This is a genomic window from Variovorax humicola (genome assembly GCF_037889915.1).
Classification (GTDB): Bacteria; Pseudomonadota; Gammaproteobacteria; order Burkholderiales; family Burkholderiaceae_C; genus Variovorax; species Variovorax humicola.
In genome coordinates this window covers 133,096-159,878 of sequence record NZ_JBBKZV010000005.1, presented here as the reverse complement: position 1 = coordinate 159,878, position 26,783 = coordinate 133,096, and the positions used below count along the sequence as shown (strand labels likewise).

The window sequence follows — 26,783 nt, the reverse complement described above, 5'->3', positions numbered from 1 at the left end:
GTCGTCTCTCAGATCAAAGGTGTGTCGAACACACGCCCCGGGTTGAGTACGCCGCGCGGGTCGAGGCTTTGCTTGAGCGTGCGCATCAGCGCGAACTCGGCCGGGGTGCGCGAAATTGCCAACCATGCCTTCTTTTCCAGGCCGATGCCATGCTCGGCCGACACCGCGCCGCGCAGCGCCTGCAACGGGGTGTAGACGAGGCCATCGAGTTCGCTGCGACCGGCGGCGTCCAGCTGCGGCACATGCACGGCCACGTGGACGTTGCCATCGCCCAGATGGCCGAAGGCCCAGACGCGGGCCCCGGGCCAGCGCCGCCCGATCGCGCCACGCAGATCCTCGATGTAGGGGCCGGTGTCGGCCAGCCGCAGGGAGATGTCGTAGGCGACCAGCGGGCCGCTGCGGCGCAACTGCGCCACGTCATCGCGCATCGCCCACAGCGCCTTGGCTTCGCGCTCGCTCTGGGCGATGGTGGCATCGGCCACCGTCCCCTCCTCCATCGCCGCCGCGAGGATCTCGCACAGGCGCTCGGTGCCATCGGCCGTGCCGCATTCGACCAGCACGTACAGCGGATGGTCGTGCGCCAGGGGCGGGCGGGTCAGCGCGGGCGGCGTGGTCACGGTGCGGTAGAAGTCCTGCCACATCACTTCGAAGGCCGAGAGCGTGCCGTCCAGGGCCTGGTCGAGCCGGCGCAGCAGCGGGGCGACCGCATCGAAGCCGGGCAGCGCGAGCAGGGCCGTGCCGCGACCCGCCGGCGGCTCGCACAGGCGCAGCACGACGCGGGTGACCACGCCCAGCGTGCCTTCGGAGCCGATGAACAGGTGCTTGAGGTCGTACCCGCTGTTGTTCTTGACGAGCTGGTTCGTCATGTCCAGCACGGTGCCGTCGGCCAGCACCACCTCCAGGCCGCGCAGGTTCTCGCGCATCATCCCGTAGCGGATCACGCTGTTGCCGCCGGCATTGGTGGCGACCATGCCGCCGAGCGTGGCGCTGCCGCGCGCGCCCAGGTCCACTGGCACCATGAGGCCAGCGGCCACGGCCGCGGCCTGGGCGCTTTCGAGCAAGACACCGGCCTGCGCCACCAGCACCCGCTGGGTCGTGTCCACGCTCAGCTGTTGCATGCGTTCGAGCGAAAGAATCAGCTCGTCGGGTCGGGTATCGGTGGCGTGCACCAGGCCAGTCAGGCCGCCTTGGGGTACCACGGCCACCCCTGCGGCATGGCAGGCGGCGAGCACCTGGCTCACCTCGGCGGTATCGGCAGGCCGCACCAGCCAGCGGGCCTGCTGCTGCGGCTTGCCGGCCAGCCGCGCCTGCAGTGCGTCGCCTTCCAGCACGCCAGCGGGGCCGACGATGCCGCGCAGCGTCTCAACGAAGGACCCCATGCTCAGACCACCAGTTCGATCAGGAAGGGGCCGCTGCGCCGGTTGGCCATGGCGAACAGGTCGGCGAAGCCTTCCACATCGTCCGCGCGCGCCGCTTCCACGCCCATGCCGTTGGCGAGCCGGACCCAGTCCAGGTCCGGGTTGCCGAGATCCAGCATGTCGAGCGCGGTCTTGCCCGGCGTGGCTCCCACGTTGGCCAGTTCATGCAGCAACACCGCATATTTGCGATTGGCCAGCACCACGATGGTGACGTCGAGCCTTTCGCGCGCCATGCTCCACAGCGCCTGCAACGTGTACATGCCGGAGCCGTCGGCCTGCAGCGCGACCACGCGCCGCCCCGGCGAGGCGACGGCGGCGCCGAGCGCGAGCGGCAGGCCGCTGCCGATGGCGCCGCCCGTCAGGTTGAGCCAGTCGTGCGGCGCGGCATGCCGGGTGCCGGGATAGAAGGCGCGGCCGAAGGTGGCGGCCTCGTCCACCACGATGGCCTGCTCGGGCAGCAACGCGCCGAGCACCTGTGCCACCGACTCCGAGCTCAGCGCGCCGCGCCCGACCTCCTGCGACTGCGCCGGGGCAGCGGGCACCTGCACGGGTGGCGCATCGAGCGCATCGCACAAGTGCGCCAGGGCCTCGCCCAGATCCTCCTCGGGACGCGCCAGCACATGGACCACGGCGTCCTCCGGATAAGGGCGCGAGGACTGGCCCGGATAGGCGAAGAAAGTGGCCGGCGCCGCCGTGCCGACCAGCACCAGGTGGCGAATGCCCGCCAGCGTGTCGCGCGCCACCTTGCCGACATAGGGCAGACGGTCGACGTGAAAGCGCCCGCGCCCCCGCGCGACGCGGGCATTGAAGGTCGTCGACATCAGGCGCGCGCCCGTCGCCGCGGCGATGCGATGGGCGTGGCTCAGCGCGGCCTCGCCGAGCGCGCTGCCGGCCAGCAGGATCAGCGTCGGCTCGCCACTGCGCAGCACGCGCGTGGCCTGCTGCACCGCGGTGGGCGAAACCCTAGGCACCGGGATGGGCGCCAGCGGCGCGGCCACTTCACCACCGGGGTTCCAGCACACGTCGGAGGGCAAGATCAGGCTGGCCACGCCGCCGGGCGCAGCACGCGCGGCCTGGACAGCGGCGGCCACGGCGGCGCCCACGGAGGCGGCCTGCGTGACCGTGCGCGTCCACACCGAGACCGGGCGCGCCCAGCCCTCGGTGTCGGCGGTGAGCGGCGCATCGAGGGGGCGGTGGTCGGTGGACTGGTCGCCGACGATGTTCACCATCGGCGTGTTGGCGCGGTAGGCGTTGTGCAGGTTGGCCAGGCCGTTGGCCAGGCCCGGGCCGCAATGCAGCAGCGTGGCGGCCGGCTTGCCGGCCATGCGCGCGTAGCCGTCCGCGGCACCGGTGACCACGCCTTCGAACAGGCCCAGCACGCAGCGCATGCCGGGGATGCGGTCGAGCGCGGCGACGAAGTGCATCTCGCTCGTGCCCGGGTTGGCGAAGCAGGTGTCGACGCCGCAGGCCAGCAGCGTCTTCACCAGGCTCTCGGCACCGTTCATGGGGGCAGTGTTCTCGCGCATGGTCATGGACTTGTCTGCGTTGATGGGACGGTGACGGTGCCCGCCATGGCCGCCGGTTCGTGACGGGTCGAGGGGCCGCCGGGTCGGCGTTCGTGCAGGGCGCGTGCGGGGATGCCGACCAGCAGCACCAGCGCGCCGAGCAGCAACACGGCGCCGATCACGTCGAAGGCCAGGTACAGGCTGCCCGAGGAGGTCTTGATCGCGCCGACCATGACCTGGCTGAACACGCCGGCCAGGTTGCCCATGCTGCTGATCACGGCGATGCCGCCGGCTGCCGCGGCCGGGCCGAGCAGCGCCGGGGGCATGGTCCAGAACAGCGACACCGCCGACAGCGCGGCTGCGGCGCCGACGCTCATGAGCAGCACCGACAGCAGCATCTGTCCCTGCACCAGGCCAAGCAGGAGGAAGCTTCCGGCGCTGGTCGCCATGGTCAGCGCCAGGTGCCAGCGCCGCTCCATGTGGCGGTCCGAGCTGCGGCCCAGCAGGTACATGCCGGCAACCGCACCGGCATAGGGCAGGCTGCTCACCATGCCGATGGACTTCATGTCCTCCAGGCCGAGGCCGCGGATCAGCGTCGGCATCCAGTAGGACACCGTGTTCGAGCCGCTGTAGATGCAGAAATACACCAGCCCGGCGAGGTACATCCGCGGATCGCGCAGCGCCTGCAGAAAGCCGCCGTGGCGCGCCGGGCCGTCGCCCGGCCCGGCTGCCAGCGCGATGGCGATGGCCTGCTTTTGCGCGGCGTCCAGCCACCCGGCGTCGCCCGGCCTGTCGTCCAGCCAATACCAGCCGAACACCCCGAGCAGCACCGCCGGCCCGCCGGTGAGAAGGAACAGCATCTGCCAGTCGCGCAGCCCCCACCAGCCGTGCAGATGAGACATGATCACGCCGGCCAGCGGGCCGCAGACGATGCCCGCGCACACGCCGGAGATCAGGAACACCGCGACGATGCGGCCGCGCAGCGCGGCGGGAAACCAGTAGGTCAGGTACAGCATCACCCCTGGAAGGAAGCCGGCCTCGGCGATGCCGAGGAAGAAGCGCGCGGCGATCAGCTGGCTCGGGGTGGTGACGAAGGCCGTCGCCACCGTGACCAGCCCCCACACCACCATGATCCGCGTCAGCGTCGCGCGGGCGCCCACGCGCTGCATGTACAGGTTGCTGGGAATCTCGAAGAGGATGTAGCCAAGGTAGAACACGCCGGCACCCACGCCGTAGGCGGCGTCGCTCAGTGCAATGTCCTGCACCATGCGCAGCTTGGCGAAGGAGATGTTCAGGCGATCGATCGCGTTGACCATCATGGCGAGCAGCAGGAAGGGCATCAGCCGCCAGATCACCCTGCGAAGCGTGCCTGCCAGATCGGCGGAAGCTGGTTTGTCGTTGTCCACGGGATGTCTCCGTTTCTTTCAATGGGTCGGTTGGCCTGCGGCGGACGGCTTGGGACGCAGCATGTCCTCGATCTCGCCATGCACCCCGCCCTCGGTCACGTTCTTCATGGAAGCGTTGAAGGACTGCGGTTCGTGGTGGGCGAAGACGATCAATACGTTCATGCCGGCCTGCTCACTTCCTGCGCGCGGCGGCCAGCTGGGCCTGCAGCGCATCGATGCGTTGATGGTTTTCCTCGGAGCCGATGAAGCTGCGGAACAGCCACTCCTGCACGCGCATCGCGCCGTCGAGGTCGTGGTTGAGCAGCTGGTTCGACAGGCGCTTGGTCTCGACCAGCGCGGTGCGGTCGCTGGCGGCCATCGCGCGGGCGATTTTTTCGACCGAGGCAAGAAGCTCGCCTTCGGGGAACACCTGGCTGACATAGCCCATGCGCTCGGCTTCCTGCGCGTTGTAGATGCGGCCGGTGAGCGCGACTTCCTTCGCGCGGCCCAGGCCGACGATGCGCCACAGCGGGTCCATGATGGGCGTGAGCGCGAGGACGATCTCGCGCTGTCCGAACTTCGCACGCGTCGAGGCATAGCGGATGTCGCACATCATCGTCAGGTCGAAGCCGCCCGCGATCGCCGGGCCGCCGACGGCGCAGATCACCGGTTGCGGACAGAACAGCACGGCCCGATAGGCGCGGTGGAAGAGCGCCGTATAGGCCTCGTTCGAGGCCTTCTCCAGCTTGCGGATCTCATTCAGGTCGAAGCCCGCCGAAAAGTACTTCTCGCCGCCGGTGAAGACGATCGCATGCACGTCCTCGCGCCTGCCCAGCGCGCTGAACATCGACGCGGCCTCCTCCAGCACGTCGGGCGCCAGCGCGTTGCCCTTGTCGGGGCGGTTGATCGTGACGGTGGCGACCTTGTCGGCCACGTCGAGCAGCAGGTAGCGGTATTCCATTCGCGAGGCCGGCACGTGCATCACTTGGCCATGTCGATCACGAAGCGGTACTTCACGTCGTTGGCGAGCATGCGCGTGATGGCCGTGTTGATCTCGGGCATGGCGATCATTTCGCAGCGCGGCAGCACCTGGTGCTCGGCGCAGAAGTCCAGCAGCTCCTGCGTGTCCGCGATGCCGCCGATCAGCGAGCCGGCGAGCGAGCGGTTGTTGCGCATCAGCAGGGCGCCATGCACCGGCTCCAGCAGTTCGATCGCGCCGACCACCACCATCGCGCCCTGGCGTCCCAGCAGCATCAGGTAGGGGTTGACGTTGTGCCGCGTCGGGATGGTGTCGAGGATGAAGTCGAAGCCGTTCATCGCGGCCAGCATCGCCTTGGCGTCGGTCGACAGCAGCACGTGGTGCGCGCCGAGCGTGCGCGCGTCCTCGGCCTTGGACGCCGAGGTGGTGATAACCGTGACCTCGGCACCAAGCGCGACCGCCAGCTTGACGCCCAGGTGGCCGAGCCCGCCCAGGCCGATCACCGCCACCTTCGAGCCCTTGCCCACGCCGTGCTGGCGCATCGGCGTCCACACGGTGATGCCGGCGCACAGCAGCGGCGCGGCGTAGCGCGGGTCAAGCGCGTCGGGCACGCGCAGCACGAATTTCTCGCGCACCACGATGCGCTCGGCATAGCCGCCGTAGGTGGTCTCGCCGGTGATGCGGTCCTTGCCGTTGTAGGTGGCGGTCGGCCCCTGTTGGCAGTGCTGCTCCTGGCCGTCGGCGCAGGGCGCGCATTGCTGGCAGCTGTCGACCAGGCAGCCGACCGCGACGCGGTCGCCCACCTTGTAGCGCGTGACCTCCGGGCCGACGGCGGTGACGCGGCCGACGATCTCGTGGCCCGGCACGCAGGGGTAGACGGTGTTGTTCCAGTCGTTGTGGATCTGGTGCGCATCGGAATGGCAGACGCCGCAGTAGTGGATGGCAATGGCGACATCGTCGGCGCGCAATTCGCGGCGCTCGAACAGGCGGGGCACCAGCGGGGCGTGCGCGTCGCAGGCGCAATAGGCGGTGAAGGCGGTCATGGGAGTTCAGGCTTCCTGGATGGAGGGTTCGTTGGCGGCTTGCACGGCGCTGGGGACAGCGGGGCGCAGCCAGGGGGCGGGCGTGGTTTCGGGCGAGGCGATCTGGTTGCAGATCCACTTGCCCATGCGGCGCAGCGGCTCGATCGCGTCCTGCGGGCCGGCCCACTTCATGGCGGCGGCGTAGCCGAGCGAGACGATGCGCTGCGCGCCATGCAGCGGCAGCACGTTCTTCAACTCGTTCTTCAGGCTCTCGGGGTAGACGCCGACGGTCTGCGTGTAGGCGTCCACGGCGTCCATCACGTCGTCGAGGCTGTCGATGGGGACCAGGTTGGCGGTGCGGTCGTCGAGCAGCGTGGAGAAGGACACCGGCTCGGCGATCTGCGAGACGATGATGGCGCCCTCCCCGTCCTTGCCGCCGATCACGCGGTACCACTCGTCGTCCAGGCGCAGCGCGTCGACGTGGGCCTTGAGCCCCGGGTCGTAGCGCTTGGGCGCGGTGCTGAGGCTGTCGGGCAACTGGCCGAGCGCTTCGTAGACGTAGCGGCCGAAGGTGTTGAGCTGCTCGATGCCTTGGGCATCGGTGCCGCTTTGCGCATAGATGACGCGCGCGCACACGCAACCCTTCTGGTTGAGCGCGCCGATGTCGCTGGCCAGGCGGATCGCGGCCTCGCGCATCCCGGCCTCGCTCGCGAAGGTCTCGCGGCCGATGATGCTGGCGCTGCGCTTGGGGTCGAGCGAGATCAGCTCGAGCCCGGGCTGGACGTACTGCGTCACGTGCTTCAGCGATGCGAAGCCGCCCCAGGCGACGATCTTCTCGATGTTCTGCGGCTGGTACAGGCGCTGCTCGAACGCCGTGTCGCCGCCCTTCCAGTAGGCCACGCTCAGGTGCCTGGTGAGCGGATGCTCGGGCGCCATGTCGATCATGGTGCGGGCGATGGCCAGCGCGGTGAACGGGTCGTTGGAGGGCGCCTTGATGATGGCGTCGCTGCGCAGCACCATGTTGCGAAGGATGGTCAGCAGCGACAGGCCCGGCGCGTTGCCGGCCACGATGTGCAGCGTGCGCGCGCCGAAGCAGCGCACCTCCAGTTCGGTGCCGTCGCGCAGGCGTTGCGGCACCCAGCCCTCGAGGTGCTGGATGCCGACGGTCGACTCCACCGCCTCGACGATCGCGCCGCGTTCCAGCATGCGCGACAGGCCCATGTAGCTGGCCTTGACCAGCGAGGGCGTGGTCGGCGCGGTGAGGTAGGAGAGCTCGCAGGCTTCCTGCAGGTGCCGGTTGCTCGCCAGGTCGAGTTGGCGGCCCAGCGCTTCCGCATAGTCGAGGATGTCGTCGAACGACAGCTTGTACAGGTCGGCCAGCCGGGCCGGATGCCCGAGCGGCATGCGGTCGACATAGCGGTGCGCGTCGGGCGTGAGGAAGGCCAGGTCGCCGCCGCGGCCTCCCACTTCGATCAGGTGGTCGGTGATGACCTCGCCGCGGATGATCATCGGCGCGATGGGTTTCGTGGTCATGGGCTTCAGCCCTCCAGGTTGTTCAGGAAATCCATGGCCTCGCGGTGCGAGTCCTCGGTGGCGGCGCAGGTGATCTTGTCGTCGCCGCCGTTCAGTTCGCTGTAGCGCTCGATCGGGCCCACGATGTAGCGGCTCGGCCGGCCGCAGGGGCATGGCACGTCCCATTCGACGGTGACCTGGTCACCCGTGATGAAGCCGCCCCAGCGCGTTTCGGCGCCCAGGTCGAAGAAGGCCGCGCGGCCGGTGACGCGCCCGCTGCGCGGCAGCGGCTTGCTGGACTCGGGGTCGAGCAGGTAGGGGATGGTGGTCGGCTCGAAATGGAAGTGGCCGTGCTCGCACTGCATGTGCGAGGCCAGCACTTCAGACATCGAGTAGGCCTCGATGAGGCGCTTGGCGCCGGTGAAGCGCAGCAGGTCCTGCTTCCAGCCCGGGGGCTGCGGCACGCCCTTGGCGCCGCCGGTGGTGCTGAGGTAGGAGTCGGCGGCGAACACGCCCTCCAGGCCGCGCGCCAGGCCGGCCTGCGCCATGTTGTGCAGCAGCGTCCAGGTGGCCGAGATGTAGACGCGCTGGCCGCCCAGTTCGCTCACCATGCGCTCGAAGAAGGCGGCAAGGTGCTGCGGCATGTCGGCTTGCAACTGGTCGAATGCCTTCTTCTTCTCCATCAGCGCGGGCGGGATGTCGAGCCTGTCCAGCGTGCCCTTCGATCGCGCGGCGCGGATGCGCGCGCCCAGGTGCAGCACGTCGCTGCTCAGCGTCGCCGGGTAGGCGGCATGGAAATGCGCGTCGCTGGGCAGCAGGGTCTCGGCCAGCACGTCGGCGCCGCGCAGGTGGCTCAGGTAGCCGTTGCGGAAGTACGGGAAGGCCGCGTGCAGTTCCGGCCGGGACGACTGCGGCCCGTCCAAGTTCCAGGCGAACAGGCGGCGCACCTGCAGCACCTTCTCCCACTCGCGCACCGCATGCGGCAGGAACGAGAGCAGCCCCGAGGTGCCCGAGGTGTGGCTCAGGCGCATCTGCGGCAGCGCCTGGTCCATGGTGTTGAACCAGTCGTCCAGGCCCTGGCAGCCGCTGGTGTCGACCGCGGCGATGGCCTGCGCGATCTCGGGCGTCACCAGCCGGCTCAGCCAGCGGTTGATCTGGGCGAAGTTGCGCTTCTCCAGCAGCGACGGCGGGTAGGACTTGTAGACCGTGTGCTCGAACAGCAGCGGCACCACGTCGTCGACGCTGTCGATCTGCTCGACGCCTTCGCCGTCGGCCAGCTTCTTCAAGACCGGAATTCGGTCGCGCAATTGCGCGAAGCGCTCTTTCAGTGCGACCAATTGCATGGCGTCGACTTCGTCGCGCGGCAAATGGCTCCAGGCATGGTGCGATTGACCGGCCAATTCCGCCGGGTCATTCAACAGCAATTGCGCTTTTTCTTCGAGGGATATTTCTGCAACAGACATTTTTGATTCGCCACTCCGATTCACTGAGATTGGTAGTCAGTGTAGGGTGGCGAGGCGCTTTTCCCGCTCCGGATTCGGGTCCCTGCAGGAAGCGCTCAAGTGATTGATTCAAAAGGAGAAAATGACAACTTCGAGAGGCAATTCCGGGGTCATTCCGGGTTCGTCGTCAAGAGCGCATGCACGGCGCTTGCAATTAGCAGGCAGGTGTCCGCCTGGGCCAGGTATTCCGGCCGTTCGAGCATCACGGCGCGCGGCAGCGCCAGCACCATCTGGTGCGCGAGAAATCCGGCTTTCTCGGGATCTCGCACCTTGACTTCATCGGGAAATCGCGCGACCAGCGCCGGAATGAGAAAGGCGGTCCAGAAATTCCTGGGCTTTACCAGGTCGAGCCGGACCAATTCGTCGAAATAGGCCGCCTGCATGCTCAACTTGGAGTCGAGCTTCGACCACCGATGCAAGGCACCCAAGCCGTTTTCGAGCGCCAGCACGATGCCGTCGAACAGCCGCGCCTGCGGCGGCAAGGCATTGATCTTCCCGAGCACTTCCTGCCGCAAGCCGGTGCGGTAGTCCTCGAAGATCGCCGCGATCAGCGAATCCATGGTCGGGAAGTACTCGTAGATCGAGCTGACCGCCACGCCCGAGCGCTCGGACAGCCACTGCACCTGCAAGGCCTCGCGCCCTTCCTTCTCGAGGATCTCCCAGCCGGCCTTCTTCAGCGCGTCCACCAGCACGACGGAACGCGCCTGGCGCGGCTTCTTGCGCGGGCTGGCCGGCACCTCGACGTGGAGAACGTCAGGGCCTGCCGCCTTGGTGCGGTTGCGGCTGGACATCGGCTCTCCTTCGGACCAGGGTCCGTCAAGCCTCAGGGCGTGACCACATTGAACATCAGCTTGAAGGTGGACAACAAGCCCAGCAGTTCGCCGAACTTGCCGGCTTCGCCCTCGAGGCGGATCTCGCCGCGCTCGATGGCGCTGCGGAAATCGGTCTGGCGCAGGCTGATGCGATCGAGCGTGGCCTTGCTCATGCGCACCGACACGTCGGCCCTGGCATGCCGCGCGCCCGCGCGGTGCGTGAGCACGCCATTGCGCAGGGTCAGCGCGAAGGGCTTGTGGAGGTCGTCGAAGGTCCAGTTCAGCGTCATGTCGTGGCCCTGCGCCTTGTCCGAATCGAGGCGCACCGCCATCAGGTCGAAGAACATGTCGGGCGTGGCGGCCTTGACGACGTCTTCGGTGGCCCACCCCGGGAAGTCGGGCACGCCGTGGCGCAATTCCTGTGCACCCTCCAGGTACATGTTGCGCCAGGTGGCCGCCTCGCTCTGGTAGCCCAGTTGTTCGAGCGCATCGGCCTGCGCATTGCGCGCGGCCTGGTTGCCGGGCTCGGCGAACACGAGGTGATTGCCCAGCTGCGCGGCCCAGCGGTAGTCGCCCTTCTTCATCGCGGCGTCCATCTGCTCGAGCACCTTGCCGGCACCGCCGAGCGCCTCGACATGGCGCTTGCCCGATTCGGTCGGCGACAGCGGGTCGAGGTTGGCCGGATTGCCGTCGTAGAAACCGAGGTAGCGCTGGTACACCGCGCGCACGTTGAAGCTGAGCGAACCGTAGTAGCCGCGGGTGTGCCACTTCTTGTCCAGCTCGCCCGGCAGCCGCTGGATGGCCTCGGAGATCTCGGTCGCGGTCAGCCCCTGGTTCATCAGGTGCAGGGTGCGGTCGTTGATGAAGGCGTACATGTCGCGCTGGTCGGCCAGCAGGGTGCGGATGGCCTCGCCGCCCCAGGTCGGCCAGCTGTGCTGGGCGAACAGAACTTCCGCCTTGTCGCCGTAGCGCACCAGGCTGTCGTCCAGGTACTTCGACCAGGCCTTGGCATCGCGCACCAGTGCGCCGCGCGGCGTGAGGATGTTGTGCATCATCCGCGTCGCGTTCTCGGCCATGCACAGCGCGCGCTGCCTGGGCAGATAGAGGTTCATCTCCGACGGCGCCTCGGTGTCGGGCGTGAGCTGGAACTCGATCTCGATGCCGGCGATGACGTGCCTCTCGAAGGCCTTTTCGATCAGTCGGGTCGGCGCAATCAATGTCATCACGCCGCCGCGCGGCGCGGTCTTGCCCAGGCCGGTGTCGACATGGCCGCGCGCGTTGGGCGGCACCAGCGCTCCGCCCTGGTACTGCCCGCGCCGCAGCATCGCCGTGCCGGCGAACACGTTCTCGCTGATCGCGTGCGCCATGAAGCCGGCGGGCGCGTAGATCTTCACCTTGCCGGCCTTGACATCGGCTTCGTCGACGACGCCGCGCACGCCGCCGAAATGGTCCGCATGGCTGTGCGTGTAGATCACCGCCACGACGGGCTTGCGGGGCCGGTTCTGGTAGTAGAGGTCGATGGCCGCACGCGCCGACTCGGCGACGGTCAGCGGATCGATCACGATCAGGCCGGCGTCGCCTTCGATGATCGTCATGTTGGCCAGGTCCATGCCGCGCGCCTGGTAGACGCGGTCGGTGACCTTGAAGATGCCCGCATTCGCGTTGAGTTGCGCCAGCCGCCACAGGCTCGGATTCACCGAATCGGGCGCCTTGTCCTGGCGCAGGAAGTCATAGGCGCCGGTGTTCCAGATGACCTTGCCGTCGGCGCTCCTGACCTGCCCCTCGAAGGGGGCGACCAAGCCGCGCCTGGCGGCCTCGTAGTCGGCGCGATCGGCGAAGGGAAGTTCGTTCAGGACGGCAGCGTTCCGGCTGGCCGTGAACTCGCTGGCGGGGCGGCTGGCCGGCGCCGGGCCGTCATCGGCCGCGTGCGCGCCGGCCGCGATGGCGAAGGCCAGGAAGGCGAGGAGAGGGAGGCGGTTCATATGTTTCTGGGCGCGGCGTGCGCCATGGGAGAAGGCCATGGCCCACTGAGGATCTCGACGCGGGGCCGAGTGCCACGGTTCTGGTGGCCGCCTTACTCCACGATGAGCTTGCGGCCGAGGTCGGCCCAGCCCTGTGCGCGCGGAAGGTAGACCTCCTCGATGGCATTGCGCCGGATCTTCAGCGTCGGCGTCAGGAAGCCGTTGTCGACGGACCAGCGGTCCTTCACCACCACCGCATGGCTCAGCTGCTCGTGGGACTCCAGGGTGGCGTTCACGTGCTCCAGCAGGTCTTCGAGTTCCGCGCCCAGTGCGCCCTGCCCTCTCGCATCCTCGAGCTCCTTGTGCGCATCGGGCAGCAGCAGCATCAACGCGAAGGGCTGCGGATGGCCGGGCCCGGTCACGCAGACGGCCTCCAGCTTCGGGTGCGTCAACTTGTTCTCGATCGGCGCGGGCGCCACGTACTTGCCCTTGCTGGTCTTGAACAGCTCCTTGACCCGGCCGGTGATCTTCAGCCGGCCCTGCTCATCCACTTCCCCGCGGTCCCCGGTGCGGAAGAAGCCATCCGCGGTCATGCTTTCGGCGGTCAACTCGGGCTGCTTGTAGTAGCCCATCATGCGCGTCGGCGTCTTGATCAGGATCTCGCCGGTGCTGTCGATGCGGCGTTCCACCCCGGGCAGCGGCGTGCCGCTGTAGCCGACGCGAACCTCGCCGGGACGCGCGTAGTGCGACCAGGCAAAGTCCTCCGTCATGCCATAGGCATCCAGCAGCTCCAGGCCGAGGTTGCGGTACCAGGCCACGATGTCGACCGGCAGCGGCGCGGAGCCGGTGAACGCCATGCGGACCGCGTCCAGCCCCAGCATCCCGAGCACCTGCTTCTTCAATGCGGCCGACGCCTCCGACGGCTCCAGCAGCAGGGCCTGCGCGCTTTGCGGCAGCTTGGCGCAGACGGCGCCATAGAACTTGGTCCACAACCGCGGCATCGAGATGAACAGCGTGGGCCGTGCGCGCAGCAGGTCCTGCGTGAAGGTCTCCAGGCTGTCGTTGAAGAACACGTGCGTGCCGTGGCACAGCGAGTTGGCTTCGATGAAGGTGCGCTCGGCGGCGTGCGCGAGCGGCAGGTAGGACAGCACGCGGTCCTGGGTGTTCGTGCCGCAGAACTCGCCGGCGCCCAACGCATAGGTCATCATGCCGCCGAAGCTGTGCATGACGCCCTTGGGCTTTCCGGTGGTGCCCGAGGTGTACATGATGGTGGCCAGGTCGGCCGGCGCAGGGAGATGGACGTCCCGCAGGGGCTGGATGCTTTCAGTGATGGACTCCCACTGCGGCGCCTCGGTCGCCGGCGACATCGGCAAGGCCACGACCGGCAGGTCCGCCGACACGGCCTTGCGCAGTTCGTTCCAGCCTTCCGTCTTGACATCGAGCTTGCCGACGAAGACCAGCCGCGTGTTGCAGTGCTCGAAGATGTAGCGCGCGGTATCGACGCTCAGCGTGGGATACAGCGGCACCGAGACATGCCCGGCCATCCAGATCGCCAGGTCGGCCATCAGCCAGTGCGCGCTGTTCTTGCCGAGGATCGCGATGTTGCTGGCCGGCGGCAGGTCGAGCGACTTCAGGTAGGCGGCCATGCGCCGGGCCTGGTCGCCGACCTCGCGCCAGGTGTAGTCGACCACGCTGCCGTCCGGACGGGGCTCGGTCATGTAGATGGCATCGGGCTGAGCCTGTTCCCAATGCAGGAAGCGATGCAGCAGGGTGGCGGAGGTGGAGTCGTGCATTTGTCTCTTTCTTTTGATCGGGTGGCGCTGCCTACTTCAGCAGTTGCGGCAGCGAGTCGAGGTGGAAACCGTTGAAGGGCTCGCTGCGCGAATGCGCTTGCAGCGGCCAGGAACGGCGTGCATTGGGAGCTGCGCCGTCCACGCGAAGGCAGGTGCCATTGATGAAGGCACTCGCCGGCGACAGCAGGAACGCGATGGCCGCAGCGACCTCGGCGACGTTGCCGAAGCGCTGCGCCGGGATGGCGCGCACATAGCCCAGGATATCGCGCGCGACCTCGCCGGTGTAGTTGTCGAAGCCGCTGGAAGCGATCAGGCCCGGCGCCACGCTGTTCACGCGCACGCCCGCGCCGGACCATTCGCAGGCCGCGGTTTCGGTCAGCGAAGTCATCGCCGCGCGCGCGGCACCCGAATGGGCGACGCCCGGCAGTCCGTTCCACATGTCGGCGGTGATGTTGACGATGGCGCCGCCGTGGTGCTCCATCCAGCGCGCGTACACCTCGCGCATGAAGATGAAGCCGCCGGTGAGGTTGCTGCGCACCACCGCCTCGAAGCCCTTGGTCGTGATGTCCTTGAGCGGCGAGAAATACTGCCCGCCCGCGTTGTTGACCAGGCCGTCGATGCGGCCATGCGCGGCCAGCACCGCCTCGACGGTCGCGATCACCGAGGGCTCGTCGCGGATGTCGCAGGCGTAGGTCGACGCGCGATGCCCCTCGGCGGCGATCTCGGCCGCCACGCGCGCCAGCTTGCCGGGGTCTCGGCCGACGATGGCGACCTGCGCGCCCAGCGAGGCCAGTTCGTGCGCGGTGCAGCGGCCGATGCCGCTGCCGCCGCCGGTCACGATATACACGCGACCATCGAACAGCCCCGGCCGGAAGATCGAGCGATAGCTCATCGCGCCTTCGCCCAGTCTGCGAGCACGGCCTGCTGGTGCTCACCGCGCCGCGGCACGCTGCCCGCTTGCCCCGGCGTGCGCGAGAAGCGCGGTGCCGGGTTGGCCTGCAGCACGCCGTCGATGGTGCCGTAGACCTCGCGCGCCGCCATGTGCGGATGGCGGGCCGCCTCGTCGGGATCGAGCACCGGTGCGAAGCAGGCATCGCTGCCTTCGAGCAGCGCGCACCACTCGTCGCGCGTGCGGCTCGCGAAGAGCGCCCTGAACTTCTCGTGCAACTGCGGCCAGCGCGCGCTGTCGTGCGGCTTCGCGTAGTCCGGATCGCCTGCCAGGCCCAGCTTGTCGATCAGCAGGCGATGGAACTTCGGCTCCAGCGCGCCGACCGTGATGAAGTGGCCGTCCGCGCAGCGGTAAGTGCGGTACCAGTGCGGGCCATCGAGGATGCTCTGGCCGCGTTCGTTGCTGAACTGCCCGGCCGACTTCAGGCCCATCAGCAGGTTCATCATGTTCGCGCTGCCGTCGACGATGGCCGCATCGACCACCTGCCCCAGGCCCGTGGCGCGCGCGCTCATCACCGCGGCCAGCAGGCCGATCGCCAGGTACATCGAACCGCCGCCGACATCGCCCAGGAGGCTGGGCGGCGTCATCGGCGCCTCGCCCGGCTGGCCCGAATACCAGAGTGCGCCCGAGAGGGCCAGGTAGTTGATGTCGTGCCCGGCGGCATGCGCGAGCGGGCCGCTCTGGCCCCAGCCGGTCATGCGGCCGTACACGAGCCGGGGGTTGCGTGCCAGGCACACATCGGGGCCGAGCCCCAGGCGCTCCATGACCCCGGGGCGCATGCCCTCCATCAAGGCGTCGCAGTGCTCGACCAGGCCCAGCAGCGTCTCGACGTCCTGCGGATTCTTGAGGTCCAGCGCGATGGAGCGCTTGCCGCGGTTCACCACCGTGTGCTTGCCGAGGTCCAGGTTCTCCGGGTTCGACTCGGCGCGGTCGACCAGCACCACGTCGGCGCCCAGGTCGGCCAGCAGCATGCCGCAGAAGGGCACGGGACCGATGCCGTAGATTTCGAGGATCCGCAGCCCGGCGAGCGGGCCCTTTTGATTGGCTGTCATATCCATCCTGCCGGTTCGATGAATTCCAGGGCGGCGGCACAGGCCGCCTCGTGCCGTTCGCTGCTGCCCAGCAGCAGGTCGGCCACCACGGCGCGCTTGAAGTAGTGGCCGATGAGGTACTCCTCGGTCATGCCGATGCCGCCGTGCAGCTGGATGGCCTGGCCGCACACCGTCCTGGCCGCGCGCCCGACCAGGGCCTTGGCGGCCGACAGCGTCTTCTGCTGCGTTCCGGCATCGTCATTCTCGACCGCCGCCAGCGCCGCGAACAGCATCGAGCGGGCGAGCTCCATCTCGCCCGCCATGTCGGCCATGCGGTGTTGCAAGACCTGGAAGCTGCCGATGGGCACGCCGAACTGCTGGCGTGCCTTGAGGTAGTCGGCCGTGACTTCGATGGCCTTCTCCATCACGCCCACCAGTTCCGCGCACAGCGCGACGGTGGCATGCGCAAGCCCGGCCTGAAGCGCCGCACGCCCCTGCCCGGGCATGCCGAGCACCGCGTCGGCGCCGACGTGCACATCCCGGAAGACCAGTTCCTCGGCCCAGCTTCCATCGTGCAGGGGCAGTGCCTGCCGTTGCAGGCCTGCACTGTCGGCATCGACCAGCAGCAGCGTGATGTCGTCGGAGGTCGCAGACTTGTTCGAGGCGCGCGCCGAGACGATGAAGGCGTCGGCGTCGCGTGCGCCAAGCACCAGCGACTTGCGGCCGCTCAGCACATGGCCGCCGCCCACCGGCTGCGCCTGCAGGGCCACCGGCCCCGGCATGCCGCGCGACTGCGGCTCGCTGTAGGCCAGCGCGATGCGCCGGCTGCCATCGGACAGCAACGGCAGCAGTTGTTCCTGCTGCGCCGCGCTGCCGCCGGCCACGAGCGTCTGCGCGGCCAGCACGGCGCAGCCGAGCCAGGGCTCGATCACCAGGCCGCGGCCGAACTCATGCGCGATGATGGCGGTGTCGACCAGCGTCCCGCCGAGCCCGCCGAATGCCTCGGGCAGTGCCGCGGCCAGCCAGCCGTTGTCGGCGAAGGTCAGCCAGTGGCGGCCTTCCTCGCGCGCCTTCAGCATGGCAGCGCGCGCCTCGAAGCCATAGGCCTTGTCGATGAAGCGGCGCACGCTGTCCTGCAACAGTTGCTGCTCCGAATCCAGTTTGAAATCCATGGCCAGTGCCTGTCAAAGTTGGAAGAGCAGCTTCGAGACGATCCCGCGCTGCACTTCGCTGCTGCCGCCGTAGATGGTCGAAGCGCGGCGGAAGAACATGTCGTTGGCGATGCCGCGCGCGACATCCTGCTGCGGCCACTGCGGCCCGTCCGGCAGCGGGTCGTGCGGGTGCGCATAGGCCACCGCGCCGTAGTCGCCCAGCGCCTCGACCAGGCATTCGGTGATGCGCTGCTGCAGCTCGGTGCCGCGGACCTTGAGCATCGAGCCCAGGGGGAGCGCGGCCGGGTCGTGCACCTGTTCCAGCGCGGCGACGCGCTGCGTCATCATCCCGATGGCCTGCAGCTCGGCCTCGATGCGCGCCACCCGCAGCGCGAACTCCGGCCGCTCGCCCAGCCACTCGCGGCCGACGCGCTGTGCGGCGGCCAGCTCGCGCAACCGGCGCAGATAGCCCTTGAGCGCCGGCAGTTCCGCGGTGGTCGCGTGCTCGTTGTTGAGCAGGAACTTGGTGATGCTCCAGCCCGCGCCTTCCTCGCCGATGCGGTTGTCCACCGGCACGCGCACGTTGTCGAAGAAGGTCTCGTTCAGGTGGTGGCAGTCGTCGATGCTGCGGATCGGCCGCACCGTGATGCCGGGCGTCTTCATGTCCACCAGCAGGAAGCTGATGCCGGCCTGCTTCTTCACGCTGCCGTCGGTGCGCACCAGCAGGAAGATCCAGTCGGACTCGTGCGCATAGCTGGTCCAGATCTTCTGGCCGTTGACCACGTAGTGGTCGCCGTCGCGCTCGGCACGCGTGCGCAGCGAGGCCAGGTCGGAGCCCGAGCCGGGCTCGGAAAAGCCCTGGCACCACAGCCGCTCGCCGTTGAGCACCGCCGCCATGTGCTGGCTCTTCTGCTGCGGCGTCGCGAACTCGTTGAGCACCGGGCCGAGCAGCTTGTGCACGAAGCCGTCCAGGCTCGGCGTGCCGACGGCCGCGCATTCCTCGTCGAACACCAGGATCTGCTGCACCGACCAGCCGGTGCCGCCGTGCTCCTTGGCCCAGTAGGGGGCGCCCCAGCCCCGCCCGTTGAGAATGCGCTGCCAGCGCGTCACTTCCGGCACCGGAGAGCGCGTGCTGCGCGGGCGGCCGCGAAGCTCCGGCGGCAGGTGCTGCGCGAGAAACTGCCGGACCTCCTGGCGGAAAACCTCGAGGCCGGGATCGGTATGGAAATGCATACGCTCGTGTTGCCTCAGTTGCGGTACATGGTGACGACCGCCGCACCGCCGATGCCGACGTTGTGCTGCAGTGCGACGCGCGCGCCGCTGACCTGGCGCTCTTGCGCATTGCCGCGCAGTTGCTGCACCAGCTCCGTGCATTGCGCAAGACCCGTGGCACCGATCGGATGGCCCTTGGACAGCAGCCCGCCCGACGGATTGACGACAAAGCGGCCGCCGTAGGTGTTGTCGCCATCGTCCACGAACTTCTGCGCACCGCCCTCGGGGCACAGGCCCAGCGCCTCGTAGGTCATCAGTTCGTTGTGGGCGAAGCAATCGTGCAGCTCCACCACGTCGACGTCCTCGGCGCTGATGCCGGCCGCCTCGTACACCTTGTTGGCGGCTGCGCGCGACATGCTGTAGCCGGCCAGGTCGCGCATGTCGCCCGACTGGAAGGTCTCGGCGCCGTCGGTGGTCAGGGCTTGCGCGGCGATCCAGACGCGCGTGTCCAGGCCGTGCTTCTTCGCATAAGCCTCGCTGCACAGGACGACGGCCGCGGCGCCGCAGGTCGGCGGGCAGGCCATCAGGCGGGTCATGACGCCGGGCCACACGACCTGGTCGGCCATCACCTCTTCAGGCGTCACGATCTTGCGGAACACCGACATCGGGTTGTTGGCCGCATGGCGGCTGGCCTTCGCGCGGATCTTGGCGAAGGTTTCCATCGGCGTGCCGAAGCGACGCATGTGCTCGAGCCCGCCGCCGCCGAAGATGCGCAACGCGGGCGGGATCCCGTCCTTGCCGCCGAGCAGCGCATCGACCTCGTGCATGAAGCGCTCGGTCGGGTTCGGCCGGTCCGCGAAGTTCGAGCCCAGCGCGCCCGGGTTCATCTGCTCGAAGCCCACCGCCAGCACGATGTCGACTTCGCCACTGGCGATCGCCTGGCGCGCCAGGTAGAGCGCGGTGGAGCCGCTCGAGCAGTTGTTGTTGACGTTGATGATCGGGATGCCGGTCATGCCGACGTCGTAGAGCACGCGCTGGCCGCAGATCGAATCGCCGTAGATGTAGCTCGCATACGCCTGCTCGATGGACTCGTAGCCGACGCGGGCGTCGGCCAGCGCCAGGCGCACGGCCTGGGCACCCATCACCGGGTAGGTCTCGCTGGCGCCCGGCTTCTTGAACGGGATCATGCCGACCCCGGCGACGACGATCTTCTGCGTCATGGATTTCCTTCCTTTTGGTTCAGACGAAGGCGCCGATGCCGGTGAGCGCGCGCGAGATCATCAGCTTCTGGATCTCGGTGGTGCCGTCGGGGATCGGGATCACGATGGCTTCGCGCGCCAGGCGCTCGACATCGAATTCCTTGGTGAGGCCATTGCCGCCATGGATCTGCACGGCATCGCGGCACACCTTGACCGCCATCTCGGTGGCGAACCACTTGGCCATCGAGGATTGCACGTCGCAGCGGATGCCGTCGTCCATCATCGAGAAGGCGCGGAAGCACATCAGGCGCGCCGCGTCGACCTTGGTCGCCATCTCGGCGATCTTGGCGGCGATCAGCTGGTGCGCCGCGATCGGCTTGCCGAACTGCTTGCGTTCCTTCGAATAGGCGATGGAGCACTCCAGCGAGGCCCGCGCAATGCCCACCGACAGCATGCCGACGTTGGCACGCGCCTTCTCGAAGATCTTCATCGTGTTCTTCAGCGCCTCGCCTTCCGCCCACAGGATGTTGCTGGCCGGCACGCGGCAATCGGTGAAGAACACCTGCGCGGTGGACTGGCCGTTCAGCGCGATCTTGTCGATGTTGCGCGTTTCATAGCCGTGCTCCTTGCGGTCGACCAGGAAGTGCGTCAGCGAATTCGGGCCGGTGCGGGCGGTGACGATCAGCCAGTCGGAATAGTGGCCGTTGGAGATCCAGGTCTTCTCGCCGTTGATGATGTAGTGGTCGCCGTCGCGCCTGGCCGTGGTCTTGATGTCGGCAACATTGGAGCCGACATCCGGCTCGCTGATGCAGGCCCCGCCGAAGGTGCGGCCGGCCAGCACGTCGGCCAGGTACTTGTCGCGCAGATGATGCTGTTCGGACGGCAGCGAGGCCAGGAAGGCCGGCAGGCCCTTGTTGATCATCACGCACAGGCCGATGTCGAGCGAGACGGCGCACAGCTCCTCGAACAGCATGCCTTCGGTGACCATCGACAGGCCCATGCCGCCGAATTCCTCCGGCAGGCTGGCGCCGGGCAGGCCGAACTCGGCAATGCCCTGCGTGATCTCGCGCATCTTTTCCTTGGGGATGTGGCGGTCGCGGTATTCCTTGGCGATAGGGCGCACTTCGGATTCGAGGAACTTGCGGAAGCTGTCGACGGCTGCGCGCTGCTCTTCGGTGGGTTGAATCGTGTACATGGTGTGTTTCCTGTTGGTTGCCGGGCTCAGTCGCGGCCGAAGATGGCGATGTGCTCGGTGGCTTCTTCCACGCGCCACAGGCCGCCGCCGTTGCCCTGCAGGGCGAAGCGCGCACCCTCGACCTGGCGCGGGCCGCAGTTGCCGCGCAGCTGCTCGACGAGTTCGAAGATCTGGCCGAGACCGGTGGCGCCGATCGGGTGGCCCTTGGATTCCAGGCCGCCCGAGGGGTTGACCGGCAGCTTGCCGCCGATGGTGGTCTCGCCGCGCTCGGCCCACACGCCGCTCATGCCTTCCTCGCCCAGGCCGATGCCTTCGAACAGCATCAGCTCGCCCACGGCCGAGGCGTCGTGCAGCTCGGCCACGTTGATCTCGCTCGGCGCGATGCCGGCCACTTCGAAGGCCTTCTTCGCGGCCTGCTTGGTGCAGCCGTTCTCGTAGTCGTCGTAGGAACGGGCCGAAGCCGAGCGCACCACGCTGGCCAGCACCTTGACGGCGCGCTTGCGGTCGAAGCCGTACTTCTTCAGCGCGGATTCGGTGCACAGGATCGCGGCGGAGGCGCCGTCGGAAATCGGCGAGCACATGGGCAGCGTGATCGGGTAGGTGATCGGGGCGGCCGACAGCACTTCCTCGATGGTCATGGGCATGCGGTACTGCGAGCGTTCGTTGTGCACCGAGTGGCCGTGGTTCTTGGACGCCACGGCCGCGATCTGGCGCTGCGTGATGCCGTAGCGCGACATGAAGCCGCGGCCCAGCGCCGCGTAGACGTCCATGAAGGGGCTGTAGGGCTTGTCGGACTGGCTGCCGGGCGGGGGCACGATGTCCTTGCCCATGTCCTTCAGGTAGCCGACGTTGTCATCGAAGGTCTGCAGGTCCCATGCCGACTCGAAGCACGAGAACATCTTGGCCTTGTCCTTGGTGTACATCTTCTCGGCGCCCACGGCCAGCACCACGTCGGCGGCGCCCGCCTTCAGCTGCGTGACGGCCAGGTTGAAGGCGTGGCTGGAGGAGGCGCAGGCCGCTTCCAGGTTGAAGATCGGGATGCTGTCGAAGCCCAGCGGCAGCAGCGCGACCTGGCCGCGGATCATCTGCTGGCCCTCGAAGTGGCCCTGCGTGGTGTTGCCGAAGAAGGCGGCCTGCACGTGCTTGCGGTCGCAATTCGCATCCTTCAGCGCATCCTCCACCGCCCAGGCGGTGAGTTGCTTGATGCTCTTGTCCATGTGGCGGCCGAAGGGGGTCATGCCGACGCCGACGATGTAGATGTTTTCCATGCTGTGTCTGTCCTGTTTGCTGTGAGTTGGGTGGTGGTCGATCAGTAGCCGCGGAACTCGGGCTTGCGCTTTTCGGTGAAGGCGCGCAGGCCTTCCTGGATGTCCCACGAGCGCTGGTGGTTGCGCAGTTCCAGCTCCTCGTCGCGCAGCGCGTCGGCCTGCAGCTTGTCGGCGGCCTGGTTGGCCACGCGCTTCATGCGCTTCAGCACCACCGGGCTCTTGGCGGCGAGCTTCTCGCCCAGCGCCTGGGCGCGGGCGGCCAGTTCGGCATCGGCCACCACTTCGTTGACCAGGCCCCAGGTCTTCATGTCAGAAGCCGGGACCGCGTCGCCGGTGAACAGCAGGTACTTGGCCACGTTGGCCGGGACCTTGCGCGGCAGGATGGCGGCGCCGCCGCCGCCGGGGAACACGCCGAAGTTGGAGTGCGCGTCGCCGAAGCGCGCGCTCTGCGCGGCCAGCACGATGTCGCAGCACATCACGGCTTCCAGGCCGCCGGCCAGCGCCATGCCGTTGACGGCCGCGATCACCGGCTTCTCGTAGCTGCGCAGCACGTTGAAGAAGGCGACGATGGCGTCCAGGAAGTCCATTTCGCCGGGCTCGGCGGGGGCACTCGCCTGCTTGAGGTCGGCGCCGGCGCAGAAGGCCGGACCGGTGCCCGTGATCACGACCACCCGCACGGCAGGGTCGTTCTGCCAGGCGCGCAGTTGTGCCGTCATGCCATCGACCATCCCGCGGTCCAGCGCATTCATGGCCTTGGGCCGGGTCATCGTCATCCAGCCCACGGGGCCCTTCACTTCGTACGCAACGTTCATTCCTCGATCTCCTATGGCGGCGGCGCCGCTTGTTGAATGGGAGTCAGGTTACGCAGCGGTCCAGGCCAATTCACCCCGTGTTTGGAGGGGGCCGGCACCCCTCCCCGGCCCCCGCCCCCTCCTCTGGGGTGGGGAAAAGTTCGGGCCGCCGGCCTATCTTTGCGACACACAGGAAAGGCAGGCATGGTGATGAAGGTATTGGTGGCAGTGAAGCGCGTGGTCGACTTCAACGTGAAGGTGCGCGTGAAGGCCGATGGCAGCGGCATCGATCTGGCCAACGTCAAGATGAGCATGAACCCCTTCGACGAGATCGCCGTCGAGGAAGCGGTGCGGCTCAAGGAAAAGGGATTGGCCAGCGAAGTCGTCGCGGTCTCCTGCGGCAGCCCGGCCTGCCAGGAAACGCTGCGCACGGCCATGGCGCTCGGCGCGGACCGCGCGGTCCTGGTCGAGACGGCCGATGCGCTGGAGCCGCTGGCCGTCGCCAAGCTGCTCCAGTCGGTGGTCGAGCGCGAACAGCCGCAACTCGTGATCCTCGGCAAGCAGGCCATCGACGACGACTGCAACCAGACCGGCCAGATGCTGGCCGCGCTGCTCGACTGGGGCCAGGCCACCTTCGCCAGCAAGCTGGAAGCGGCCCACGGCCTGCTGAGCGTCACGCGCGAGATCGATGGCGGCCTGGAGACCCTGGCCCTGGAACTGCCCGCCGTGGTGACCACGGACCTGCGCCTGAACGAGCCGCGCTACGTGACGCTGCCCAACATCATGAAGGCCAAGAAGAAGCCGCTGGACGTGCTGCCCGCGGCCGGCCTGGGCGTCGACATCGCGCCGCGCCTCGAGACGCTGAAGGTGAGCGAGCCGCCACAGCGCGGTGCCGGCATCAAGGTGCCCGACGTGGCTGCGCTGGTGGCTTGCCTCAAGAACGAAGCAAAGGTGATCTGAACATGACGACGCTCTCTAAATCGCTGGTGCTGGCCGAGCACGACAACCACACCCTCAAGGCCGCGACGCTCCACGCCGTCACTGCCGCCGCGCAATGCGCGAGCGAGGTGCATGTGCTGGTGGCCGGCGCCAATGCCGGCGCGGTGGCACAGGCCGCGGCAAGCATCGCCGGCGTCGCCCGGGTGCTGCATGTCGATGCGCCGCATCTCGCATCGCAAGGCGCCGAGAACATGGCGGCCCAGGTGCTGGCGCTGGCACCGGGCTACAGCCATGTGCTGTTGGCCGCCACCTCCAGCGGCAAGGGCATCGCGCCGCGCGTGGCCGCCCGCCTCGACGTGGCGCAGCTCAGCGAGATCACCCGCGTGGTCGCGCCGGACACCTTCGAGCGGCCGATCCATGCCGGCAATGCGCTCGCCACCGTGCGCAGCCGCGACGCGATCAAGCTCGCGACCGTGCGCAGCACCGGCTTCGATGCCGCCGCGCAGGACGGCGGCGCCGCGCCGATCGAATCGCGCGAGGCCGTGGCCGACTGCGGCAAGAGCCGCTTCGTCGGTCGCGAGATCATGCCCAACGACCGGCCGGAACTGGCAGCGGCCAGGGTAGTGGTCTCCGGTGGGCGGGCGCTGGGATCGCGCGAGAAGTTCGGCGAGGTGCTGACACCGCTGGCAGACAAGCTCGGTGCCGCCCTCGGCGCCAGCCGGGCGGCGGTCGATGCCGGCTATGCCGCCAACGACCTGCAGGTGGGGCAGACCGGCAAGATCGTCGCGCCCCAGCTCTACATCGCCTGCGGCATCTCGGGCGCGATCCAGCACCTGGCCGGCATGAAGGACAGCAAGGTCATCGTTGCCATCAACAAGGACCCGGAAGCGCCGATCTTCAGCATCGCCGACTACGGCCTGGAAGCCGACCTGTTCGCCGCCGTGCCGGAACTGGCCTCGGCCATCTGACCCCCGAAGGAGAACGACATGGCCCTGCTTCGACATTGCCTGCGCGAAGTGCGCGTGATGCAGCACGACTGGAATGTGCCCGCCGATGCATGGCCGGAGGCGGACCTGCGCGGGTTTGCGTGGGCCGCCATCCGGCCAAATTTGGCGCGGCAACCGTTGTCGCGCCCGCAGGAGCTGCATCGCATCCGCCCGGACGCACACCGCGCAGCGGGCTGACCGAGCAGCGGGCTGACCGAGCGAGCAGCGCTGAGCTTGGCAGGCGTGCAATGAATCGAGGCATCCGTGGAGCAGCACGATCGGCAACGGCCACGGGCCGTGTTCGCGCGCGGGGGCATCGCGCGGCTGTTCGGGCAGTGACAAGGATCGCCACTCGATCACCGCGCAGTGACGCGGGCGAAGCAGCCCGACGTCGTGTTCGACTGCATGGATGTGTCCCGCCGATGAGGGTCGTGCAACTGCGACCCTCCTGACAGGCCTTCATACGGCACTCCGCTTGAGCAGGTAGTCCAGCCCGCCCACGCGAAACCAGCGATAGCCGTAGGGCTCCAGCAGCATGCAGTGCCGACCCTTGCCGTCCACCTTGCTGTGCGCTTCCGACAGCAGGTTGACCAGCAGCTCCGACCCCTCGCCGATCTGCCGTGCGCCCAGCTCGAACTCCAGCGGGTCCGCCGCCAGGTTGTGCACGAACAGCACCGCGTTGTTGCGCCACGTGTAGCGCATCGCGAGCACCGTGGCATGCGGCTGGGCCAGCACCTCGAAGTCGCCCCATCCGACTTCGGGGATCTCCTTGCGCATGCGCATCACGCGTTCCATCCAGTTGAGCAGCGAGTCGGCATCGCGCCGTTGCGCCGCCACGTTGACGTGCTCGTAGCCGTAGGCACCGCCGCTGATCACCGGCAGCACCGGCTTCCGGCCGGCCGTGAAGCCGCCGTGCGGCTCGGTCGACCATTGCATCGGCGTGCGTGCGCACAGCCGCTCGGGCAGGCTCAGGTCGTCGCCCATGCCGATCTCGTCGCCGTAGCGCAGCACCGGCGTGCCGGGCAGCGTCAGCATCAGGCTGTAGGCGAGCTCGAGCCGGCGCCGGTCGCTGCCGAGCATCGGTGCCAAGCGCCGGCGGATGCCGCGGTCGTAGAGTTGCATCGACTTGTCGGGTGCGAAGGCGTCGAACACGCGCTGGCGCTGCGCCGGGCTCAGGCGGCCGAGGTCGAGCTCGTCGTGGTTGCGCAGGAACATGCCCCATTGCGAGGTGGCGGGGCGCGGGCGCGTCGCGGCCAGCGCCTTCGCGAGCGGGCGGCTGTCGCCCGAGGCCAGCGCATAGAAGAGGTTCTGGTTCACCTGGAAGTTGAACATCATGTGCAGCCGCTCGCCCTCCTCGCCGAAGTAGGCCATGTCGGTCTTCGGCAGCACGTTGGCCTCGCCGAGGATGATCGCGTCGCCCTGGCGCCACTGCAGCAGCTCGCGGAAGTTGCGCAGCATGTCGTACTGCTCCTTGTGCCGCTTCACCGCTGCGCCCTTCTGCGCGATCACGAAGGGCACCGCGTCCATCCGGAATCCCGACACGCCGAGTTGTGTCCAGAAGCCCATGATCTTCAGGATCTCGGCCTGCACCAGCGGGTTGGAGGTGTCGAGGTCGGGCTGGAAGTCGTAGAAGCGATGGAAGAACCAGCGCCTGGCCAGCCGGTCGAAGCTCCAGGTCGACTTCTGCACGCCGGGGAACACCATGCCCTCGTCGGCATCGGCCGGCTTCTTGTCGGACCAGACGTACCAGTCGTGGTACTTGCCATGGCGGTTCTTGCGCGCCTCCTGGAACCAAGGGTGCTGGTCGGAGGTGTGGTTGACCACCAGGTCGATCAGCACGCGCATGCCGCGCTGCGCCGCGCCGTGGGTGAATTCGACGAAATCGCCCAGGGTGCCGAAGCGCGGGTCCACGTTGTAGTAGTCGGCGACGTCGTAGCCGCCATCGCGGCCGGGCGAGGTCTGGAACGGCATCAGCCACACCGTCGTGACGCCGAGGCCGTGCAGGTAGTCGAGGCGGCGCGCGAGGCCCTCGAAGTCGCCGCAGCCGTCGCCGTTGGCGTCCATGAAGGTCTCGACCGAGAGGCAGTAGACCAGCGCGTTCTTGTACCAGAGGTCGTTGATCATCGAAATGGCTCCTTCTGCACAATGGCTGTCGTGACGAATGAATGAACAA

Annotated in this window: 23 protein-coding genes; 3 read left to right on the top strand and 20 right to left on the bottom strand. The window is 68.2% G+C overall.

All coding sequences use genetic code 11. From position 1 onward, the window contains the following. Positions 1-8 precede the first annotated feature (8 nt). The 19 genes from WKW80_RS11290 to WKW80_RS11200 all read right to left on the bottom strand — a co-directional run bounded on the left by WKW80_RS11290 (position 9) and on the right by WKW80_RS11200 (position 22,706). Positions 9-1,379 carry an FAD-binding oxidoreductase gene (locus WKW80_RS11290; protein ID WP_340363653.1) on the bottom strand — a complete coding sequence of 457 codons (1,371 nt, stop codon included), beginning with the start codon at positions 1,377-1,379 and terminating at the stop codon, positions 9-11. A 2-nt stretch (positions 1,380-1,381) separates the two neighbouring features. Continuing rightward, complete coding sequence (locus tag WKW80_RS11285) at positions 1,382-2,923, bottom strand: acetolactate synthase large subunit (protein ID WP_340363826.1); 1,542 nt, start codon at positions 2,921-2,923, stop codon at positions 1,382-1,384. A 23-nt stretch (positions 2,924-2,946) separates the two neighbouring features. After that, complete coding sequence (locus WKW80_RS11280; protein WP_340363652.1) at positions 2,947-4,329, bottom strand: MFS transporter; 1,383 nt, start codon at positions 4,327-4,329, stop codon at positions 2,947-2,949. 18 nt (positions 4,330-4,347) lie between these two features. Next, the gene (locus WKW80_RS11275; RefSeq protein ID WP_340363651.1) at positions 4,348-4,491 is read right to left on the bottom strand and encodes a hypothetical protein; all 144 of its coding nucleotides are present in this window, start codon (positions 4,489-4,491) and stop codon (positions 4,348-4,350) included. Positions 4,492-4,501: 10 nt separating this feature from the next. Beyond that, on the bottom strand, positions 4,502-5,284 hold the full coding sequence (locus WKW80_RS11270; protein WP_340363650.1) for an enoyl-CoA hydratase/isomerase family protein: 783 nt from the start codon (positions 5,282-5,284) through the stop codon (positions 4,502-4,504). A 5-nt stretch (positions 5,285-5,289) separates the two neighbouring features. Then, positions 5,290-6,330, bottom strand: a complete 1,041-nt coding sequence (locus WKW80_RS11265; protein WP_340363649.1) for an NAD(P)-dependent alcohol dehydrogenase — start codon at positions 6,328-6,330, stop codon at positions 5,290-5,292. Positions 6,331-6,336: 6 nt separating this feature from the next. Beyond that, entirely contained in the window at positions 6,337-7,842 is a 1,506-nt protein-coding gene (locus tag WKW80_RS11260; RefSeq protein ID WP_340363648.1) for an acyl-CoA reductase, read from the bottom strand. A 5-nt stretch (positions 7,843-7,847) separates the two neighbouring features. Beyond that, positions 7,848-9,284 carry a hypothetical protein gene (locus WKW80_RS11255; protein ID WP_340363647.1) on the bottom strand — a complete coding sequence of 479 codons (1,437 nt, stop codon included), beginning with the start codon at positions 9,282-9,284 and terminating at the stop codon, positions 7,848-7,850. A gap of 149 nt (positions 9,285-9,433) precedes the next feature. Further along, on the bottom strand, positions 9,434-10,114 hold the full coding sequence (locus tag WKW80_RS11250) for a TetR/AcrR family transcriptional regulator (RefSeq protein WP_340363646.1): 681 nt from the start codon (positions 10,112-10,114) through the stop codon (positions 9,434-9,436). A 32-nt stretch (positions 10,115-10,146) separates the two neighbouring features. Continuing rightward, positions 10,147-12,117 (bottom strand): alkyl/aryl-sulfatase, encoded by a 1,971-nt coding sequence (locus tag WKW80_RS11245; protein WP_340363645.1) that lies wholly within the window; start codon positions 12,115-12,117, stop codon positions 10,147-10,149. A gap of 92 nt (positions 12,118-12,209) precedes the next feature. Next, the gene (locus WKW80_RS11240; RefSeq protein ID WP_340363644.1) at positions 12,210-13,889 is read right to left on the bottom strand and encodes an AMP-binding protein; all 1,680 of its coding nucleotides are present in this window, start codon (positions 13,887-13,889) and stop codon (positions 12,210-12,212) included. A 31-nt stretch (positions 13,890-13,920) separates the two neighbouring features. Continuing rightward, positions 13,921-14,781: an SDR family oxidoreductase gene (locus WKW80_RS11235; protein WP_340363643.1), complete on the bottom strand. Its 861-nt coding sequence runs from the start codon at positions 14,779-14,781 to the stop codon at positions 13,921-13,923. Further along, complete coding sequence (locus WKW80_RS11230; protein WP_340363642.1) at positions 14,778-15,890, bottom strand: CaiB/BaiF CoA transferase family protein; 1,113 nt, start codon at positions 15,888-15,890, stop codon at positions 14,778-14,780. Before WKW80_RS11230 ends, WKW80_RS11235 begins: the two co-directional genes overlap by 4 nt. Beyond that, a complete protein-coding gene (locus tag WKW80_RS11225; RefSeq protein WP_340363641.1) occupies positions 15,887-17,041 on the bottom strand; it encodes an acyl-CoA dehydrogenase family protein in 1,155 nt (384 codons plus the stop codon). The genes WKW80_RS11230 and WKW80_RS11225 overlap by 4 nt, the downstream gene beginning before the upstream one ends. A 12-nt stretch (positions 17,042-17,053) precedes the next feature. Further along, positions 17,054-18,253: an acyl-CoA dehydrogenase family protein gene (locus WKW80_RS11220; protein WP_340363640.1), complete on the bottom strand. Its 1,200-nt coding sequence runs from the start codon at positions 18,251-18,253 to the stop codon at positions 17,054-17,056. Between the two features lie 14 nt (positions 18,254-18,267). Beyond that, positions 18,268-19,452, bottom strand: coding sequence for a lipid-transfer protein (locus WKW80_RS11215; RefSeq protein ID WP_340363639.1), 1,185 nt, complete (start codon positions 19,450-19,452; stop codon positions 18,268-18,270). A gap of 19 nt (positions 19,453-19,471) precedes the next feature. Beyond that, complete coding sequence (locus WKW80_RS11210; RefSeq protein ID WP_340363638.1) at positions 19,472-20,626, bottom strand: acyl-CoA dehydrogenase family protein; 1,155 nt, start codon at positions 20,624-20,626, stop codon at positions 19,472-19,474. Between the two features lie 26 nt (positions 20,627-20,652). Further along, positions 20,653-21,894: a thiolase family protein gene (locus tag WKW80_RS11205; RefSeq protein WP_340363637.1), complete on the bottom strand. Its 1,242-nt coding sequence runs from the start codon at positions 21,892-21,894 to the stop codon at positions 20,653-20,655. Positions 21,895-21,935: 41 nt separating this feature from the next. After that, on the bottom strand, positions 21,936-22,706 hold the full coding sequence (locus tag WKW80_RS11200; RefSeq protein ID WP_340363636.1) for an enoyl-CoA hydratase/isomerase family protein: 771 nt from the start codon (positions 22,704-22,706) through the stop codon (positions 21,936-21,938). A gap of 189 nt (positions 22,707-22,895) precedes the next feature. Here WKW80_RS11200 and WKW80_RS11195 point away from each other — a divergent pair, with 189 nt between their 5' ends. Genes WKW80_RS11195 through WKW80_RS11185 form a run of 3 tightly spaced genes read left to right on the top strand, consistent with a single transcriptional unit; the run spans position 22,896 to position 24,808 of the window. Beyond that, the gene (locus tag WKW80_RS11195; RefSeq protein WP_340363825.1) at positions 22,896-23,645 is read left to right on the top strand and encodes an electron transfer flavoprotein subunit beta/FixA family protein; all 750 of its coding nucleotides are present in this window, start codon (positions 22,896-22,898) and stop codon (positions 23,643-23,645) included. A 2-nt stretch (positions 23,646-23,647) separates the two neighbouring features. Continuing rightward, on the top strand, positions 23,648-24,592 hold the full coding sequence (locus tag WKW80_RS11190) for an electron transfer flavoprotein subunit alpha/FixB family protein (protein WP_340363635.1): 945 nt from the start codon (positions 23,648-23,650) through the stop codon (positions 24,590-24,592). Positions 24,593-24,610: 18 nt separating this feature from the next. Then, positions 24,611-24,808, top strand: a complete 198-nt coding sequence (locus WKW80_RS11185) for a hypothetical protein (protein ID WP_340363634.1) — start codon at positions 24,611-24,613, stop codon at positions 24,806-24,808. A 261-nt stretch (positions 24,809-25,069) separates the two neighbouring features. On the opposite strand, the gene WKW80_RS11180 is transcribed toward WKW80_RS11185, so the two are convergent. After that, positions 25,070-26,734 carry an alpha-amylase family protein gene (locus WKW80_RS11180; protein WP_340363633.1) on the bottom strand — a complete coding sequence of 555 codons (1,665 nt, stop codon included), beginning with the start codon at positions 26,732-26,734 and terminating at the stop codon, positions 25,070-25,072. Positions 26,735-26,783 lie beyond the last annotated feature (49 nt).

What these genes read in the sequence shown, in the direction of transcription:
- WKW80_RS11205 (WP_340363637.1), bottom strand. Translation starts at nt 21,894, where the DNA reads ATGGAAAACATCTACATCGTCGGCGTCGGCATGACCCCCTTCGGCCGC.
- WKW80_RS11255 (WP_340363647.1), bottom strand. Translation starts at nt 9,284, where the DNA reads ATGTCTGTTGCAGAAATATCCCTCGAAGAAAAAGCGCAATTGCTGTTG.
- WKW80_RS11195 (WP_340363825.1), top strand. Translation starts at nt 22,896, where the DNA reads ATGAAGGTATTGGTGGCAGTGAAGCGCGTGGTCGACTTCAACGTGAAG.
- WKW80_RS11285 (WP_340363826.1), bottom strand. Translation starts at nt 2,923, where the DNA reads ATGAACGGTGCCGAGAGCCTGGTGAAGACGCTGCTGGCCTGCGGCGTC.
- WKW80_RS11185 (WP_340363634.1), top strand. Translation starts at nt 24,611, where the DNA reads ATGGCCCTGCTTCGACATTGCCTGCGCGAAGTGCGCGTGATGCAGCAC.
- WKW80_RS11275 (WP_340363651.1), bottom strand. Translation starts at nt 4,491, where the DNA reads ATGAACGTATTGATCGTCTTCGCCCACCACGAACCGCAGTCCTTCAAC.
- WKW80_RS11230 (WP_340363642.1), bottom strand. Translation starts at nt 15,890, where the DNA reads ATGACAGCCAATCAAAAGGGCCCGCTCGCCGGGCTGCGGATCCTCGAA.
- WKW80_RS11235 (WP_340363643.1), bottom strand. Translation starts at nt 14,781, where the DNA reads ATGAGCTATCGCTCGATCTTCCGGCCGGGGCTGTTCGATGGTCGCGTG.
- WKW80_RS11260 (WP_340363648.1), bottom strand. Translation starts at nt 7,842, where the DNA reads ATGACCACGAAACCCATCGCGCCGATGATCATCCGCGGCGAGGTCATC.
- WKW80_RS11190 (WP_340363635.1), top strand. Translation starts at nt 23,648, where the DNA reads ATGACGACGCTCTCTAAATCGCTGGTGCTGGCCGAGCACGACAACCAC.
- WKW80_RS11220 (WP_340363640.1), bottom strand. Translation starts at nt 18,253, where the DNA reads ATGCATTTCCATACCGATCCCGGCCTCGAGGTTTTCCGCCAGGAGGTC.
- WKW80_RS11180 (WP_340363633.1), bottom strand. Translation starts at nt 26,734, where the DNA reads ATGATCAACGACCTCTGGTACAAGAACGCGCTGGTCTACTGCCTCTCG.
- WKW80_RS11240 (WP_340363644.1), bottom strand. Translation starts at nt 13,889, where the DNA reads ATGCACGACTCCACCTCCGCCACCCTGCTGCATCGCTTCCTGCATTGG.
- WKW80_RS11210 (WP_340363638.1), bottom strand. Translation starts at nt 20,626, where the DNA reads ATGTACACGATTCAACCCACCGAAGAGCAGCGCGCAGCCGTCGACAGC.
- WKW80_RS11225 (WP_340363641.1), bottom strand. Translation starts at nt 17,041, where the DNA reads ATGGATTTCAAACTGGATTCGGAGCAGCAACTGTTGCAGGACAGCGTG.
- WKW80_RS11250 (WP_340363646.1), bottom strand. Translation starts at nt 10,114, where the DNA reads ATGTCCAGCCGCAACCGCACCAAGGCGGCAGGCCCTGACGTTCTCCAC.
- WKW80_RS11215 (WP_340363639.1), bottom strand. Translation starts at nt 19,452, where the DNA reads ATGACGCAGAAGATCGTCGTCGCCGGGGTCGGCATGATCCCGTTCAAG.
- WKW80_RS11290 (WP_340363653.1), bottom strand. Translation starts at nt 1,379, where the DNA reads ATGGGGTCCTTCGTTGAGACGCTGCGCGGCATCGTCGGCCCCGCTGGC.
- WKW80_RS11265 (WP_340363649.1), bottom strand. Translation starts at nt 6,330, where the DNA reads ATGACCGCCTTCACCGCCTATTGCGCCTGCGACGCGCACGCCCCGCTG.
- WKW80_RS11245 (WP_340363645.1), bottom strand. Translation starts at nt 12,117, where the DNA reads ATGAACCGCCTCCCTCTCCTCGCCTTCCTGGCCTTCGCCATCGCGGCC.
- WKW80_RS11200 (WP_340363636.1), bottom strand. Translation starts at nt 22,706, where the DNA reads ATGAACGTTGCGTACGAAGTGAAGGGCCCCGTGGGCTGGATGACGATG.